Genomic DNA, 16966 nt, shown 5'->3' with positions numbered 1-16966 from the left:
TACGCCAAAACCAGAGACGTTGCCCTATGCATGGAAGTCATTACCGTTGTTTATCTGACTGATGAAGAAGGCGTGCCCCGACAGCAAAAAAGAAAACAGGGCATATTCCATGAAACATTATTCACACTACTCGCTGGCCGTGCTGATCCATATGGCTATCTGGGGAGTGACGCTGCCAGCGCAGGCCGCTGACGGTAGCACTTCCAATGAAACGAAGAAAGCCGATACGGCGACTGCCGCGGCAAATAACGACGAAACGATGGTAGTTACCGCAGCGGCGCAGACTCTGCAAGCCCCTGGCGTATCGACCATTACCTCTGAGGAAATCCGTAAACACCCGCCTGCACGCGATGTCTCCGAACTTATTCGTACCCAGCCGGGCGTCAATCTTACCGGTAACTCCACCAGTGGTCAGCGCGGCAATAACCGCCAGGTCGATATACGCGGTATGGGGCCGGAAAACACTCTGATTCTGGTCGATGGTAAGCCAGTGACCAGCCGTAACTCCGTACGCTATGGCTGGCGTGGCGACCGCGATACTCGTGGTGATACCAGCTGGGTTCCGGCGGAAATGATCGACCATATTGATGTGATTCGTGGCCCTGCGGCGGCTCGTTACGGCAATGGCGCGATGGGCGGGGTGGTCAATATCGTTACTAAACCGGCGAGCAGCGAGTGGCACGGTTCCTGGAATACCTATATGAACGCTCCTCAGCACCGTAAAGAGGGGTCGACGAAGCGTACGAACTTCAGCCTTAACGGCCCGCTGTCGGATGAGGTCAGCTTTAATTTATGGGGAAATCTGAGCAAAACTCAGGCCGATGCCCAGGACATCAACTCTGGCCATGAAGCTGCCCGAACCGGTAGCTATGCGGGTTCTTATCCGGCAGGGCGCGAAGGCGTTGTGAACAAAGATATCCACGGTAAGCTGCGTTGGGAGTTTGCGCCGATGCAGGCGCTGGAGTTTGAAACCGGCTACAGCCGCCAGGGCAATCTGTATGCTGGCGATACGCAAAATACTAACACCAGCACGTTGGTGAAAAGTATGTACGGCAAAGAGACTAACCGCCTCTATCGCCAGACTTACGGGGTGACGTGGACCGGCGGCTGGGATAACGGCGTGACCAGCAACACCTACGCTCAGTATGAACATACCCGCAATTCGCGAATGAACGAGGGGCTGGCTGGCGGGACGGAAGGGATCTTCTCCAGCAGCGAATTTTCGGATATCGACCTGTCAGATGTACTGCTGCACAGCGAGGTGAATATTCCGTTTACCCTCGGGGTCGAACAGAATCTGACGCTGGGCACCGAGTGGAACCAGCAGCGAATGAAAGATGGCGTGTCGACCACTCAGTCTCTTTCTTATGGCTCTATCGACGGCATCTCAGCAACCGGGCGCAGCCCATATTCCAGCGCCGAGATTTTCTCGCTGTTTACCGAAGACAATATTGCGCTGACCGACAGCACGATGCTGACGCCAGCCCTGCGTTTTGACCACCACAGCATTGTCGGTAATAACTGGAGCCCGTCGCTGAACCTGTCGCAGGGGCTGTCGGATGACTGGACGCTGAAACTGGGTATCGCCCGTGCCTATAAAGCGCCGAATCTTTACCAGCTTAACCCGAACTATATTCTGTACAGCAACGGTCAGGGCTGCTATGCCAGCAGCTCAGCCTGCTACCTGATGGGAAACAGTGATCTGAAGGCAGAAACCAGCGTCAATAAAGAGATTGGCCTTGAGTACAAGCATGACGGCTATCAGGCTGGGCTGACTTACTTCCGTAACGACTACCACAACAAGATAGAATCCGGCTACTCGGCGGTGAGTACGGCCAGTAACGGCACCACCAATATTTATCAGTGGGAAAACGTACCGAAGGCGCTGGTTGAAGGGCTGGAAGGATCGTTAAACCTGCCGGTGAGTGAAACGGTTAACTGGAGCAACAACCTGACGTGGATGCTGCAAAGTAAGAACAAGACCACTGGCGATCGCCTGTCGGTGATCCCGCAGTTTACGCTCAACTCGACCGTTAGCTGGCAGGTGCGCGACGATCTCTCGTTGCAGAGCACCTTCACCTGGTACGGTCGTCAGAAACCGAAGCGCTTCAATTATAAGGGTGAAGCCGTGTCCGGCAGTGAGCTGAATGAAGTGAGTCCATACAGCATTGTCGGGCTTAGCGCGACCTGGGATGTAAATAAAAACCTGAGCCTGACCAGCGGAGTGGATAATCTGTTTGATATTCGCCACTACCGCGCCGGTAATGCGCAGACGACGGGGAACTCGACGACCGGCGCTTATCTGTATGGTGCAGGCGCAGAGACCTATAATGAGTCGGGACGGACGTTTTATGTCAGCGTGAATACGCACTTCTAATTATCCGTTAATCACCAGTCGGGATATTTGACTATTCCGGCTGGTTTATTTTAGTGCTTGGGTAACATTGTTGCTGATATAAATGATGACAAAATCTCCATAGGCTCTACACAATTAATTCAACTTAGCAGCTTACACTGGTTCCTGTTGATCGGGTCTGCTTGATCCCGGAAACGATTAACAGTGGCATCCTGCCATTTCCATTCTAAAGTCGTCCCTCTTCCCCCTCCCATTCCCAACCGCAGCAATGCGGAGGAGGGGGAGCCTCATCAGGTTATACTCAGATTTCTGCGGAACTGGCTTGGCGTTACGGTATAATACCTCTTAAAGGTGCGGTTAAAGGCGCTGATATCTTCGTAGCCGGCCATAATACAAATATCGACGATGCGAAAAGCAGGTTTAACCTTTAATAAATCAAGGGATAAGCGCATCCGCTGCTGGCGAATATATTCCATTGGTGACATGTTAAAATAGTGGCGAAAAAGGCGAAACAGATGCCACTCCGAGTAACCAGAAAACAGGCTCAGCGCATTCATCGTGAGCTTCTTCTCAAGGTTATTTTTTATCCATTGCACCAGCTCGTTAAGCACCGAAAGCTGAATTTTATTTCGCGGCATGATATCTACTCATTTCATCACTATGGGAACCGGGCTGCATAATTATACCCGTCATACTTCAAGTTGCTTGTGCGTTGGCTTTGTTACTCGGCTCATTCATGAGCCTCGCCCTTCGGGCCGCCGGGATACGGCGTTCAAATCTGTTCCAGACAGATTTGTCGCTCACCCCAGTCACTTACTGGAGTAAGCTCCTGGGAACTCACTGCGTCGCCGCGTTACTCGGCCTGCGGCCTCGCCCCTTCGGGGCCAGCGCAAGCGCTGTTCAAAGCACGAGTGCCTTGTCCTGCAACTCGAATTATTTAGGGTATATTCAATATTTCTTCATTTTATCTACGGGATTATAGGTTAATTTCTCCCTGTTCCTGGTCTATCCCAGAGAGCATCATTCCTAACAAGATCTTTTCCCCCTTTCAACCAATGAGAAAGGGGGCTTTTTGTTTTTTTAATTAAAAAAACAGAAAGGATGAATAACATTGATGTTGCCAGTAAATGCTTATCTGACTTGGTTTTTAAAGGAAGGTTCCGTTAAAAATAATTTTTTTGAACATTCTCGAACATCCACTTTTTCTCCATTTTCTCGTCATAATTGCGTGCAATTCTGCGCCTCGTTCAGGTTATTTCAGGTTACGTCATATTCTGTCCGCCGGAAAGAACACTGTTATTCCCAGCAGGTATCTGCTATTGCCAAATATCTTTTAGACGACACCTCCATGCTAAAGAAAACGAGTATCATCGCCGGTCTATTGATTTCTCCTGTAACGCTTTATGCATCAACCTCATATACGGTCGATGACATTCGTTTTGAGGGGCTGCAGCGCGTTACCGTCGGCGCTGCGCTATTGAGTATGCCTGTTCATACGGGGGAAGAGGTCTCCAATGAGGATATCAGTGACTCGGTTCGTGCCTTGTACGCCAGCGGTAATTTTGAAAATGTGCAGATCCTGCGAGATGGCAGTACGCTGGTGGTGCAGGTAAAGGAGCGGCCAACTATCGCTAAAATTAGTTTTTCCGGAAATAAATCGGTTAAAGATGATGCCCTGAAGGAAAATCTGGCCGCCACTGGCATAGAGGAAGGCAGCTCGCTGGATCGCAACACGCTAACGGAAATAGAAAAAGGGTTACAGGATTTCTATTACAGCGTCGGGAAATACAGCGCCCAGGTTCATGCCGTTGTCACACCGCTGCCGCGTAATCGCGTTGATTTAACCTTTGTTTTTCAGGAAGGCGTCTCGGCAAAAATCGCGCAAATTAATATTATTGGCAACCAGGCTTTTAGTGAAGAAACTTTGCTGGACCAGCTACAGTTGCGCGATAGCGTTCCGTGGTGGAACGTCATTGGCGATAAAAAATATCAAAAGCAAAAGATGGCGGCGGATCTTGAAACTATTCGCAGCTATTATCTCGATCGCGGCTATGCGCGGTTTGCTATTAACTCTAGCCAGGTCAGTATCACACCAGATAAGAAGTCACTGTATATCACTATTAATGTTGTCGAAGGCGAACGTTATAAAGTCGCCAGCACGATGCTGACCGGTGATATGGCGCAGCATAACCAGGAAGTTGAGGTGCTGGTAAATCCATTAGCGGGAAAATGGTATAGTGGTGCAGAAATCACGGCGGTAGAGAACAATATTAAGTCGCTGCTGGGAAAATATGGCTATGCCTGGCCGCAGGTTAACACCGCGCCGGATATTGATGATGCGAAAAAAAACGTGGTTTTGCATATCAATGTTAATGCCGGACGCCGTTACTCGGTACGTCAGATCCGTTTTGAAGGCAATGATACGTCCCGCGATAGAGTGCTACGCCGCGAAATGCGTCAAATGGAAGGGGCGTGGCTGAATGATGAAAAAGTTGAACAGGGAAAAACGCGGCTGGATCGCACCGGGTTTTTTGAAACCGTCGATAAGCAAATCATCCCGGTAAGCGGTAGCCAGGATCAGGTGGACGTGGTCTATAAGGTGAAGGAACGTAATACCGGCTCTTTCAACGTTGGTCTCGGCTTCGGTACCGACAGCGGCGTGAGCTACCAGCTTGGCGTCACCCAGGATAACTGGCTGGGCACCGGCAATAGCGTTAGCTTCAACGGCACGCGCAATAGCTACCAGTCTTATCTTGAACTGGGGGCGACGAACCCTTATTTCACCGTGGATGGCGTCAGCCTTGGCGGGAAAATCTTCTACAACAGCTACGACGCCTCCGATGCCGATACCGGCAGCTACAACCAACAAAGCTACGGCGTTGGCAGTACGCTAGGATTCCCGATTAGTGAGAACAACTCCCTCAATCTGGGCGTGGATTATGTTCATAACCGCCTGACGAATATGGACCCGGAACTGACGACCTAGAGCTATCTTAACTCACGGGGTATTTACCCCAACGTGGTGACCAAGGATGGTGATAGCGGCGCAACCTACAGCGCTAATGACTATTTTGCCAGCATCGGCTGGAGCTATAACGATCTGGACCGCGGCTTCTTCCCGCGTGCAGGGAATAAGAGCAGCCTGACCGGCAAGGTCACGGTACCCGGCTCGGATAACAGCTATTACAAAGTTACTTTTGATACCACGCAGTATTTGCCGCTGAACGAAAACAAAAGCTGGGTGTGGATGGAGCACCTGCGCGCGGGATATGCCGATGGGTTGAACGGCAAATCGGTGCCATTTTACGATAATTTCTATGCTGGTGGCTCATCGTCGGTTCGTGGATTTTCATCGAATACGATTGGCCCGAAAGCGGCTTATTATCGTTGTAATGGTTCTGAAAGCAGCTACAGCACCTGCCCGCTGGACTCTTCATCCGATGCGGTTGGTGGTAACGCGATGGCGGTACTGAACAGCGAGTTTATTGTGCCGACGCCGTTTGTGAATGACAAATACGCCGATAGCCTGCGGACGTCGCTATTCCTTGATGCCGGTACAGTATGGAGTACCTCATGGCAAAATACCGGTCAGACGCTGGCGGCGGGGATCCCGGATTATGGCGATCCGTCGCATATTCGTATGTCCGCCGGGATTGCGGTGCAATGGATGTCGCCGTTAGGTCCGATGGTATTCTCATGGGCAGAGCCGTTTAAAAAATACGATGGCGATAAAGCCGAGCAGTTTCAGTTTAATATCGGCAAAACCTGGTAGTGCCTCAGGTTATTATCCAGAGAATATTACAGGTTATCGTTGTTGGTAGCCTGTAATTTATTGTCAATATATTGTTGTTTATGTATATTCTTTGCCTGTGCGGCTTTGGGGTATTATAGTTAACTATTAATTATTAGAGCTCAATATTCATTGTACGTCTTAGTGAGTATAATTTATGTTGAGTATTGTCTAATGTCACATTATTAATCGGCGACCTTGCGGTTGGCTATAATGGATGCTATCAATATAGAGTCATTTATCAGCAATACATGCATGGATAGAAGCAAGGATAGAAAATGAAATGGACTATTCATAATACTCTTGTCTGCCCGCATTCCGGCGTGGCTTTTTCCTCAATCTCCAGCCTGCGTTTTTTAAAGTTTATTCTTTGGTATGAAGCCGATATTTTATTACTGCCGGGAGAGTCGATGAAACTCTACTCCTCCAGCGTTTTAATTAACGAGCAATATCATGCGGTAAAGGTTTATAACATCACGCGATACGATGAGGCGCAGTGGGAAAAGCTGCGTGAGCGGCCATCCTGTCCGTACCATTCCACCGCTACGACGGCAGAAGCCTGTTCTTACCAGGAACACTGTGCGATAAAGCGCTGCCCGAACGACTTTCCTCGTGGAGCAATATGGCAGTCGTCAGGACAGCGCTGTGCGTAATGCAGGCTATGCGGGCAGCAGAGCGGAAAGCCGCGCCTGAACACCGGCGCATCCGGCCAGCACCAGATTGCCGTTCAGCAGGCCATCATCGGCGAGAAAGTTATTGCTGGCACCGCCCGCTTCGACGATCAGCAGCATTCCTGCCAGCGCATCCCAGCTATTCATATGCTCTTCGTAATAGGCGTGTACCTGGCCGGTTGCAACGTGGGCCAGCATTAACGCTCCTGCGCCAAAACGACGGTACTCCATTCCCGCGTTGATGACGCGAGTGAGGGCTCGGGTATAGTTTTCCGCGGGCGCGCGGCTGGAGCGACCCATACCAATGACGACGGTTTCCGGATCCGGTTCGCGTAACGTCAGGCGCTGGTCGTTAAGAAAGGCTCCTTTACCACGGCGGGCAAAGAAAAACTCATGACGATCAGGGGCATAAATAATCCCCAGCTCAAGCGTGTTTTGCCGTACATAAGCCAGAGAGATGCACCAGTAGTCCATCCCCTGAATGTAGTTAGTGGTTCCGTCGATGGGGTCGAGTACCCAGGTTCCTTGCTCACCGCTTTCCAGCCCACTCTCTTCGCCGAGAAAACCATCCTGCGGGCAGTGAGTTTTCAGCCAGGACTTTATCTCTTTCTCCACGAACAGATCGGCCTGCGAGACAAAATCCTGACGCGCTTTTTTATCTATCTGTAACCCCGCATCGCGCAGCGCTTGTGCCTGCGCACCCAACTGGCGAATCAATTCGCATAATGACTGCTGTTGTTCTTCCGTCATGGCCTGCTCTTATCGGTTGATGGCGACGTGCGCCGATGAATTAACTGTACGCCCACCCATGTGGTGCGCGAAGGTTGTAAAGGATCGCTGGCCCGCTCCAGCAGGCGCGTTAAGGCCTGGCGGGAAATCTCCGCAACGTCCTGGTGCAAGGTGCTGAGCTGATAACTGTATTGCGCCGTTTGCGGCGTATTGTCAAAGCCAATGAGCTGAAAATCGTCGGGAGCCTGCTTGCCGCGCTGGCGCATACCGTCGAGGAAACCGCAGGCCAGTTGGGCATTAGCGCAGAAAATACCCTCCGGCGCGTCTTCAGCGCTGGCGGCGGCCTGGAAGCCGCCTTCGTAGCCCTCAACCGGCGCCAAAAGAGGATGTAAATGGCGTTGAGTGTCGACGCCGAGTGCCAGCAGCGCCTGAGAAAATGCGTCGCCACGCGTTCGCCCGGCCCAGGTTGAATGAGGGTGATTGAGCCAGCCAAAATGCCGACAGCCAGCGTGAACCAACTGCTCAGCGGCAAGAGTGGCACCGGCGGCATTGTCAGAACAAACATAATCAACGCAGGGAATATTGGGCTGACGGTTGATGCCGACTACCGGGATTTGCTGCTGGACGCACTCGTTAACCAGCGATTCCGGCGGCTGCCCGGAGGTGACGATGACGCCGGAAACGCGGAACTGGGCGAACTGGCGCAGGGTATGCGCCAGATCCTGTTCGCTGCGGATCTCGCTCACCAGCGCCTGAAAACCGCGGCGCTGGATCTCGCTGAGCAGTTCATCGAGCAGGCTACTGCGAAAAGGATCGCTGATACGGGAGACGATCACACCGATCAGGTGGCTCCGTCGGCGGTTCAGCCCTTGGGCGAGGAAATTGACCTGGTATCCCAGCTCTTCGGCCGCGCGCAGTACGCGTTCTCTGGTATCGGGAGAGATGCTGCCGTTATTGCTCAGGGCGCGGGAAACCACCGCCCGTGAGACCCCCGCACGCTGGGCGACATCCTGCGCGGTAATACTCTGTTTACGCGGCAACGAAGTCATATTGGGCGTTCCGAATGATGGAGCTCATACTGCAGGCCGTCGTGGCTAACGAACAATCCTTCCCATGGCAGGCAGGCGGATTTCAGCGCGGGCAATATCGTATCGTAGCAGTGGTAGAGCCCCATCGTACGCAAATTGAGCTGCTGGAATAGCGCCAGGCATGAAGGGAAATCGCCGTGCGAGGCGTCATCGGCCAGCGGGGTCAGCGAGGCGCACTCCTGAAATGCCAAATCGGCCCCTGCCATCAGCGCAATGGAATCCGGCGTCGGGCGACCATCACCGCTGTAGAACAGGGTTTGCCCGCCGAAGGTGATACGAATGGCGCGATTGGTCAGCTCATGCTGCGTTTGTGCAGTCTGAATATGCCAGTCATGCCACGTCCAGGCCTCTGCGCTGTCACGCCAGTCGATGGCAAAACACAACGTTGTTTGCGGCCAGTTTGCCAGCGCTGCCAACTGCATCAGGACCGGACGCTGCTGCGGCTGGCTGTAGATAATCAGCGGCTTCTGGCGGGAAAAACTCTTCCAGTAGTTGAGCAGCGCCGTCAGGCCGGTGCAGTGGTCCGGGTGAACGTGGGTGAAATAGATAACGTCAATCTCGTTGATATCGCCGCCGCGCCGCCACAGCGCCCGAGGGATTGTGGGGCCGCAATCAATTAACCACTGCCGGTTTGCATCATCGATAATACGTAGCGCAGAGGTGTTTTGCTCGCTGGAGAAGGCGCTACCGCAGCCAAGAACATCTATTTTCATTTTCCCTCGCCGAAATTTTAGGATGCTTAATTAAATTGTCACAAATACCCGACAAAGTAGGCTCACATCATGTCGAGTCAACGTTGCATTTTTTTTACATTCAGATGAACACGTGTTCATCTGGTAATGAAAATGCAGATACAGAGATTTTTGGGTATCGAATATGAGCTATTTACAGATCTCCCGGCTAAAAATTAGCTACGGCGATAAAGTCGTTTTGCATAATATCGATCTGAGCGTTGAGAAAGGGGAAATGATTGCCCTGCTGGGTCCTTCCGGTTGCGGGAAAACAACGCTTTTGAACGCGCTTTGCGGGTTTATTCCGACGCAGACAGGAGATATTGCTGTTGCCGGACGCGATATTTCTCATAGCGCGCCGGAGCAGCGCAATATCACCATGGTGTTCCAAAGCTATGCCCTGTGGCCGCATCTGACGGTAGCGCGCAATATTGGCTACGGTCTGAAGCTGCGCAAATGGCGGCGCGACGATATTGACCGCCGGGTGGCGGAACTGCTCAACATCGTCAACCTCAACGGTCTGGCGGACGTCAAGGTGACCGAACTCTCCGGCGGACAGCGTCAGCGGGTGGCCCTGGCCCGCGCGCTGGCGATAGAACCGGATGTACTGGTGCTGGATGAACCGCTCTCGAATCTTGATGCAAAAGTGCGACTTAACGTACGCCACGAAATCAAAGCGCTGCAAAAAAGACTTGGCTTTACCTCGTTAATCGTCACTCACGATCAGCAGGAGGCGCTGGTCATGGCCGACCGCATCGCGGTATTAAATAACGGTCGTATTGAGCAAATAGGTTCGCCAGAGGATATTTATCAGCGCCCGGCCACGCCTTTTGTCGCCGATTTTATGGGGGCAGATAATAAAATTCCCGCCAGCGAACTCTTTGCCGTCGAAGGGATGTATTTACGCGCCGCCGGGCAATATTCCGCCGAGCATTTTAACGACCGTATTCTTTATTTTCGTAGCGCCGATGCCGCGCTCGGAGAATTATCTGAGAGCGCCGCGCCGGAGGGGTTAACGCTGAACGGCATCGTTGAGCAAAGCGCTTTTCTCGGCAACTTATATCGCCATAGCGTGCGTTGTCACGATCGCGTCCTGCTGGCGGATTCTGCGCACTGCTGGCCAGCCAGCACGCCGGTCAGGCTACATGTCCCGGCGCCCGCACTGCATATTTTTCCTTCATCACAAGCCCATTAACTTCATCGCGTTCATTCTGGGGATAGACCATGTTTACGAAAACGAAAACTGCGGTAGTGATTGCATTATTTCTGAGCTGCGGCGCGCAGGCCGACACCGTTCTTCACGTCGCTACGGCGGGGGATCAGAATATGGTGGATTACGTCAAAACCTGGCTGGGGCCGAAGTTTGAAGCGGCGCATCCGGGAGTCAAAGTTCAGGTCGTCGGCACCGGTCCGGGAGACGCGGGGTCGAATAAAATCATTGAGAAGCTGACGGCGCAGAAAGAGAGCGGTGCGCAAACCTGGGATATTGATGTGGCGGTGGTGCATCAGAAAGCCGGTGGCGAGCTGGTGGAAAAGGGGCTGCTGGAGAAGTATCGCCAGCAGATTAAGACCGGCTCAATGGTGACTGCCGACAACGCGAAAAACGCCCTTGGGGTGAACGTCGACGGCTACGTTATGCCGATGTTTTTAAGCCAGACCGCCATTGCCTGGAATAGTGATGCCATTAAAACGCCTCCGGCTTCCTACGATGAGCTGGTGAGCTGGGCGCAAAAAAATCCGCAGGCCTTTGGTTACAACGGTATTAAAAACGGCATGTCCGGCGTCAGCTTTGTGGTGGGCTGGATATATGCCTACGGTACCGATGCCCAGCGCTTGTCTTCTCTACCGTACGATAAAGGCGTTGAGAAAAATTGGGGGCAGGCTTACGAGAAGCTGAAAGCGTTTAATAAGAACGTCACCTTCACGCCGGGTAATGCCGGGACGCTCGATATGCTGAGCCGCGGCGAAATCATGATGGGGCCGGTGTGGGTGGATATGTTCTATAGCTGGAAAGATCAGGGCAAGCTGCCGCCGTCGATTAAGCTGTCTCTGCTGGCGCCGGGAATGCCGGGTCAACCGATGTACTACGTGACCCCGGCGAAGGCGGCGAACCCGCAGCTGGCGCGTGAGTTTATCGAACTGGCGACCAGCCCGGAAGTGCAGGCGCAGGGGATCGTGAAGCAGTTTAACTGGTATCCAGGTATTGACGCCGAACACGTGAAGCCGAAGCTTGATGGTCAGACCTGGCAAAAACTGTTTGCTGAAATTTCGCCGCAGGCGCTGGCGGAATACGGCAAGAGCTTCCCGATTACGTCATATTTTGACGACATCAAAGAAGGCTATGAAAGCCAGGTCGCCAATTAATTGACTGCTGCTGCTCAGGCGCGATGCGATGTTGCCCTGAGCTTTTTCTTGTTGCTGACGCCAGGTTTGCTATGCGTACTTCGCTGAAATATCTGCTGCTGGTCGCTCCGGCCGCGCTTATGATCGCCGTGCTCTTTTTATATCCGCTGGGCTTTTCGCTGATCGCCGCTTTTACTGACGACGCGCAGCGCCTCACGCTGGCCCACTTCAGTAAGGTATATACGCTCTATTCCAGCGACGTTCTGTTTACGCTGATTATTGTGCTCGCCTCCGTGGCGCTGCTGGCGGTTCTCTCTATTACCCTTTCGGCAGTGATTACGCTATCACCCTGTCGACCGATTGTCCGCATGCTGGGGTTTTTGTATCGCCTGCCGCTGTTTATCCCTTTTATCGTCGCCGCGCAGATGATGCGTACCTTTCTGGCCAAAAACGGCTTGATGAACAACGCGCTGGTGGCAACTGACCTCATCACTCCGTTGGAGACCGTCTCCTGGCTGGGCTGGAAGGGGATTATTATCACTTTTGTCTGGAAGCAGCTGGCGTTTGCCACCCTGCTTATCTGCGGAGCGATGGCGGCGCTGGAACAACCGCAGATTCTGGCGGCGCGCAATCTTGGCGCGTCGCGACCGCGTATTTTATTCGACATTATTTTGCCGCAGGTGCTGCCTGCTATCGGTGTGGCGCTGGTGCTTTCCACCGTCACTATGATGTCGGTGCTGTCGGTTCCGCTGATGATTGGCGTTGGTTCGCCGACGATGATGACCGTGGATATGGCCTTCCGCGTTAATTCTTATGGCGATTACGCCGTCGCCAACGCGCTTGGCGTGGTATCACTGCTGATCTGCGGGGCGCTGTCGTGGTTTTACCTGCGCCATAGTCTGCGGCAAAAAGGAGGGGAATAATGAAAGAGGCAACCATGACATTATCGGGAACGCTGCTGGCGAAAGGCCGTAGAAAGCTGAGCGCCAGCCTGCCGCTACAAACGTTACTGCTGGTCTTTATGCTGCTGGCGATGTTTGGCCCGCTGCTGAACTTGCTCATCTGGACGGTGGCGGAGAGCTGGTTTTTCCCGCATTCGTTACCCAGCCAGTGGGGGCTGAAATATTGGTATCAGGTATTTAATCCATATAGCGATGTTTCCGGATCGCTGCTGACCAGCGTGCTGATCGCGCTGCTATCGGTGCTGGTATGCCTGCTGATCTCCATCCCGGCGGGATACGCCCTTTCAAGGCGCGGGATGCCGATGCGGGTGTTTTTTATGCTGCTGTTTCTGATCCCGCAGGCGTTCCCTAACCTGACGGTGTACATGAATATCGCCCGGCTTTTCTATCAATGGGGGCTTAACGGCACGATAGCAGGCGTCGTGTTGGTGCACAGCGTACACGGGTTGATGTATTCGGTGTGGATTTGCGTGGCGGCTTTTTCGGCGGTCGACCCGCTGCTGGCCAGGGCTTCACGCAATCTGGGGGCGGGGCCGATTTACACTTTTTGGCACATCGTATTACCCCAGGCCTCGCCGGGAATTATCGCCGCGAGTATTTTTGTCTTTCTGGAGTCGCTGGATGAATTTACCGGCACCTTTTTTGTCGGCGCGCCGGATATCACCACCTTGCCGCTGCTGCTGTATAACGCCAGTATGTCGGGCAACTATCAAGTATCGTCAATTACGGCGCTGATTTTACTGGTTCCGTCGCTGCTGTTTATGCTGGTGATTCATAAATTTATGCGCCCGGAGATGTTGTCGAAGATGGGCAAATAGCGGTAAAAAAAGCTTCCCGTGGGAAGCTTTTTTTACATCAGGTCATCATCATCGGCCATTCAGGCGGGGTCTGGCTCATCACTTCAATCATCACGTCTTTGATATTGCCCCAGATTTTCGCCACGTCCAGCAGCGTAATACCTAACAGACCGGTGGCGAACCAGCAGGCCGCAGCCAGGCCCATACAGCTACAAATTACCGCTAAACCGGCATAATCACTTTTCCGTAGCTGAATGTTCAACGAGCTGGCCAGGAACATCAGCACTGCGCTCACGAGTGGCCAGCGCAAAAGTACGACACTGGTAGTAATGGAAGCCATCAACCTATCCTCAAAGAAATTTGGGAGCCTTTGACAACCTGATGAGACTGACGATGATACGGTGCTCTGGCTATCTACAGGCAAACAAGATAGTAATGAAACAACGTTCTTGTTTCATCAACTAATGTGAACTATATCACAATTGTTCTTTTATTCACCAGCCAAAAAAAGTACTTTTCTTGCGCTTATTAACCCTGTCATTTAAGTGGTTAATAAGGAGGGGGGGAGGTATCTTTCATTCAGAGGTGTGATTATAAGCGATTGTTAGCCACATTTCTTTTTTATTAAGGTTTATGTTCTGCGGATTTTATTACTTATTCCCGCCAATTATACGGATAAACCGAATGAGATAGTGGAGCTAATCTCATTATGTTGAGAATGTTTCTCCAGCCTTCTATAAGTCAGTATTATTCATGATTCATAGTCATGAGGTTTTTACGTCAAAGTGTGGGTTGCTGAATTGCCCTGATTCATATCACAGTAGGTAGAGTCATCGGGGCTTTTCACCTTGATTAAGGCGTATCGCATGGATAAAAAGCGGAAATGAGTCATCGCGCGTCACATAAGGCGTTAAGAGTATTTGGCATCGTGCTGGTTATTCTGCTGCCGGTGATGCTGGCATTGTGGTTTGCGCAAATTCGCGCGAGAGCGGAAACCGCCGATCAATTACGGCTGTTTTCTCAACTGGCGCTGCAAAAAACGGAGATGGTTATCCGGGAAGCCGATGAGGCGCGAGATAAAGCCCGTTTGTTTCAGGGAGAGAAATGCTCACCGCAGCATCAGCAATATATGCTCGGTATTGTTCGCGGCCTGCTTTATGTTGACGATTTAATCTACGCCAACGGCACGCATTTTTTCTGCTCCACTTCGGTACGCCGCCAGACCGGGTGGCAAATTCCGGTCGCAACGTATACCAAAAAGCCGGATATTGCGATTTACTACTACCGCGAGACTCCTTTCTATCCTGGCTATGCAATGAACTACATGCAGCGTGGTCATTATGTGGTGGTGATTAATCCGCTCTCTTACAGCGCATTGATATCCAGCGATCGCGATCTTGCCTGGGGCGTTTTTGATACCAAAACCAACCAGTTTTTTTCCGTTAGCAAGAATGCAGACTCCGGTGAGTTGCATCGTTTGATTCGCGCGCAAGAGGCTTTTTTTCATCAGGATGGCCGCGTTTATACCATTGCGCACTCCACCGTTCGCCCGATAGCCGTCATTATGTCCACCTCGCGGGTCAGCTATTATCAGAATTTTTATAATCAGGCGACGCTGACTCTGCCGTTAGGGCTGATTTGTAGCGTATTGCTTTTACTGGTGTGGTCGCGCACTCGCCAGCAGTATCATTCTCCGCGCAATATGCTGCAGCGAGCGTTAAGCCGTCGCCAGCTATGCCTGCACTATCAACCGGTTATGGATATCAAAAATAACCGCTGCGTCGGTACCGAAGCGCTATTGCGCTGGCCGGGTTTTGATGGCCCGGTGATGAGCCCGGCGGAGTTCATTCCGCTGGCGGAAAACGAAGGGATGATCGCGCAGGTCACGGACTACGTGGTGGACGAGGTATTCTCCGACCTGGGTGAGTTTCTGGCCCGGCACCCGCAGCTGTACGTGGCAATTAATCTCTCTGCTTCGGATTTCCATTCAGCACGCTTGATTGAGAGTATCAACGAGAAGCTCCGCCGCTACGCGATCAGAGCAGAGCAAATTAAAATTGAGGTGACCGAACGCGGGTTTATTGACGTCCCGAAAACCACGCCGGTGATTCAGGCTTTCCGCGATGTGGGGTACGAGATCGCCATTGATGATTTCGGCACCGGCTACTCCAACCTACACAATCTCCACTCGCTCAACGTCGACATCCTGAAGATTGATAAATCTTTTGTCGATACGCTAACGAGCAATACCACCAGCCACCTGATTGCCGAGCATATTATCCAGATGGCAAACAGCCTGCATTTGAAGATTGTTGCGGAAGGCGTCGAAACGGCAGAGCAGGTTGCATGGCTACAAAAGCGAGGCGTGCAATATTGCCAGGGCTGGCACTTCGCGAAGGCGATGCCGCCGCAAGAGTTTATGCAATGGCTGGCTAACGACCGCACCAGCCTCTGCCCTTATCAACAGCGTTATCAGGCGGAAATCTGATGGCGGTAGTCGGTAGGTGTACGGTCGAATTCGCGACGGAACACCCGCGAGAAGGTTTGCTGCGACACGTAGCCGAGATCCATCGCAATATCAAAAATCGGGCGCTGGGTCGTTCTTAACGCTTCTGCGGCAAGCAGCAAGCGGCGCTGGCGAATGTAATCCCCTAGCGTTTGATGCATCACGGCGCGGAACATCCGCTGCAGATACCATTTCGAGTATCCCGATTTTCTGGCGACTACATCAATGTTAAGTGGTTGATCGATATGTTCATCAATCCATTCAATAAGCGTTTGGATAATATCCTGATGGGACATAAAGCGGCCTCTCTCAATTCTCGATTCGTCGTTTTGTCTGCGGGCGAGTATAATTCCTCAAGTTAACTTGAGGTAAAGCGCTTTTATGGAAAAGAAATCACCCCGCATCAAAATGCTGCTGACGCCCGGCGAAGTGGCAAAACGAACCGGCGTGGCCGTCTCCGCGCTGCACTTTTATGAAAGCAAAGGGCTAATTCACAGTCAGCGTAACGCGGGCAACCAGCGGCGCTACCGGCGAGACGTCCTTCGCGCGGTGGCGATCATTAAAATTGCGCAACGTATTGGCATTCCGCTGGCGACCATCGGCGATGCATTCGGCGTGCTGCCGGAAGGGCATAACCTCAGCGCCAAAGAGTGGAAGATGCTGTCTTCCCAGTGGCGGGAGGAGCTGGACCGGCGCATTCATACCCTGACTGCGCTGCGCGATCAGCTTGATGGCTGCATTGGCTGCGGCTGCCTGTCGCGCCGCGATTGCCCGCTACGTAATCCCGGCGATAAGCTGGGTGAAGAGGGAACCGGCGCGCGGCTGCTGGAGGAGGACTAAAAAACTAAAGCGCCACAACAGGGCGCTTTAGTTGTTTTCCGGTCTTGGTCTTTCGCACTATCCCGCGAGTTTGCAGGAGGGTTTCCCCCGACGTCGGCTCCCCTCGGTATTGCGCAATGTGTTGATGGAGGTTCCGGCTTGTGCCGACAACTT

General features: G+C 52.4%; 14 protein-coding genes and 1 pseudogene. 9 read left to right on the top strand and 6 right to left on the bottom strand.

Going from position 1 to position 16966, the window contains the following annotated elements:
* Positions 1-109: 109 nt before the first annotated feature.
* A complete protein-coding gene (locus FN082_RS09950) occupies positions 110-2377 on the top strand; it encodes a TonB-dependent siderophore receptor (protein WP_139540833.1) in 2268 nt (755 codons plus the stop codon).
* A gap of 269 nt (positions 2378-2646) precedes the next feature.
* On the opposite strand, the gene FN082_RS09945 is transcribed toward FN082_RS09950, so the two are convergent.
* Entirely contained in the window at positions 2647-2994 is a 348-nt protein-coding gene (locus tag FN082_RS09945) for a helix-turn-helix transcriptional regulator (RefSeq protein WP_139540834.1), read from the bottom strand.
* A 710-nt stretch (positions 2995-3704) separates the two neighbouring features.
* On the opposite strand from FN082_RS09945, the pseudogene bamA reads away from it, so the two are divergent.
* Together bamA and iraM are read left to right on the top strand one after the other, a co-directional pair.
* Positions 3705-6128: pseudogene (gene bamA, locus FN082_RS09940) on the top strand (outer membrane protein assembly factor BamA).
* A 296-nt stretch (positions 6129-6424) separates the two neighbouring features.
* Positions 6425-6799 carry an anti-adapter protein IraM gene (gene iraM, locus FN082_RS09935; protein ID WP_142462564.1) on the top strand — a complete coding sequence of 125 codons (375 nt, stop codon included), beginning with the start codon at positions 6425-6427 and terminating at the stop codon, positions 6797-6799.
* A 6-nt stretch (positions 6800-6805) separates the two neighbouring features.
* Here the strand turns inward: iraM and FN082_RS09930 are convergent, their stop codons facing one another.
* Genes FN082_RS09930 through FN082_RS09920 form a run of 3 tightly spaced genes read right to left on the bottom strand, consistent with a single transcriptional unit; the run spans position 6806 to position 9347 of the window.
* A complete protein-coding gene (locus FN082_RS09930; protein ID WP_142981520.1) occupies positions 6806-7567 on the bottom strand; it encodes an inositol monophosphatase family protein in 762 nt (253 codons plus the stop codon).
* Entirely contained in the window at positions 7564-8595 is a 1032-nt protein-coding gene (locus FN082_RS09925) for a LacI family DNA-binding transcriptional regulator (protein WP_142981519.1), read from the bottom strand. Before FN082_RS09925 ends, FN082_RS09930 begins: the two co-directional genes overlap by 4 nt.
* The gene (locus FN082_RS09920) at positions 8592-9347 is read right to left on the bottom strand and encodes an MBL fold metallo-hydrolase (RefSeq protein ID WP_142981518.1); all 756 of its coding nucleotides are present in this window, start codon (positions 9345-9347) and stop codon (positions 8592-8594) included. The genes FN082_RS09925 and FN082_RS09920 overlap by 4 nt, the downstream gene beginning before the upstream one ends.
* Before the next feature lie 163 nt (positions 9348-9510).
* Between FN082_RS09920 and FN082_RS09915 the strand changes: the two genes are divergently transcribed.
* From FN082_RS09915 to FN082_RS09900, 4 genes are all read left to right on the top strand, one after another.
* The gene (locus FN082_RS09915; RefSeq protein ID WP_142981517.1) at positions 9511-10560 is read left to right on the top strand and encodes an ABC transporter ATP-binding protein; all 1050 of its coding nucleotides are present in this window, start codon (positions 9511-9513) and stop codon (positions 10558-10560) included.
* A 29-nt stretch (positions 10561-10589) separates the two neighbouring features.
* Positions 10590-11729 carry an ABC transporter substrate-binding protein gene (locus FN082_RS09910; RefSeq protein WP_139540841.1) on the top strand — a complete coding sequence of 380 codons (1140 nt, stop codon included), beginning with the start codon at positions 10590-10592 and terminating at the stop codon, positions 11727-11729.
* 71 nt (positions 11730-11800) lie between these two features.
* Positions 11801-12631, top strand: a complete 831-nt coding sequence (locus tag FN082_RS09905; protein WP_142462559.1) for an ABC transporter permease — start codon at positions 11801-11803, stop codon at positions 12629-12631.
* Complete coding sequence (locus tag FN082_RS09900; protein WP_180349647.1) at positions 12631-13488, top strand: ABC transporter permease; 858 nt, start codon at positions 12631-12633, stop codon at positions 13486-13488. The genes FN082_RS09905 and FN082_RS09900 overlap by 1 nt, the downstream gene beginning before the upstream one ends.
* Positions 13489-13525: 37 nt before the next feature.
* Here the strand turns inward: FN082_RS09900 and FN082_RS09895 are convergent, their stop codons facing one another.
* Positions 13526-13807, bottom strand: a complete 282-nt coding sequence (locus FN082_RS09895; protein WP_004097808.1) for a YjcB family protein — start codon at positions 13805-13807, stop codon at positions 13526-13528.
* A 543-nt stretch (positions 13808-14350) separates the two neighbouring features.
* Here FN082_RS09895 and FN082_RS09890 point away from each other — a divergent pair.
* Positions 14351-15955: an EAL domain-containing protein gene (locus tag FN082_RS09890; RefSeq protein ID WP_142981516.1), complete on the top strand. Its 1605-nt coding sequence runs from the start codon at positions 14351-14353 to the stop codon at positions 15953-15955.
* Here FN082_RS09890 and soxS read toward each other — a convergent pair.
* A complete protein-coding gene (soxS, locus tag FN082_RS09885; RefSeq protein WP_139540844.1) occupies positions 15940-16269 on the bottom strand; it encodes a superoxide response transcriptional regulator SoxS in 330 nt (109 codons plus the stop codon). The two genes, FN082_RS09890 and soxS, sit on opposite strands and share 16 nt — an antisense overlap.
* Positions 16270-16354: 85 nt before the next feature.
* Between soxS and soxR the strand changes: the two genes are divergently transcribed.
* Positions 16355-16813, top strand: a complete 459-nt coding sequence (gene soxR, locus FN082_RS09880) for a redox-sensitive transcriptional activator SoxR (RefSeq protein ID WP_004109476.1) — start codon at positions 16355-16357, stop codon at positions 16811-16813.
* Positions 16814-16966: the final 153 nt, after the last annotated feature.

Origin of the sequence: Klebsiella spallanzanii, from assembly GCF_902158555.1 — a bacterium.
GTDB classification, from domain to species: domain Bacteria; phylum Pseudomonadota; class Gammaproteobacteria; order Enterobacterales; family Enterobacteriaceae; genus Klebsiella; species Klebsiella spallanzanii.
This window is presented reverse-complemented; position numbering and strand designations above follow the sequence as displayed.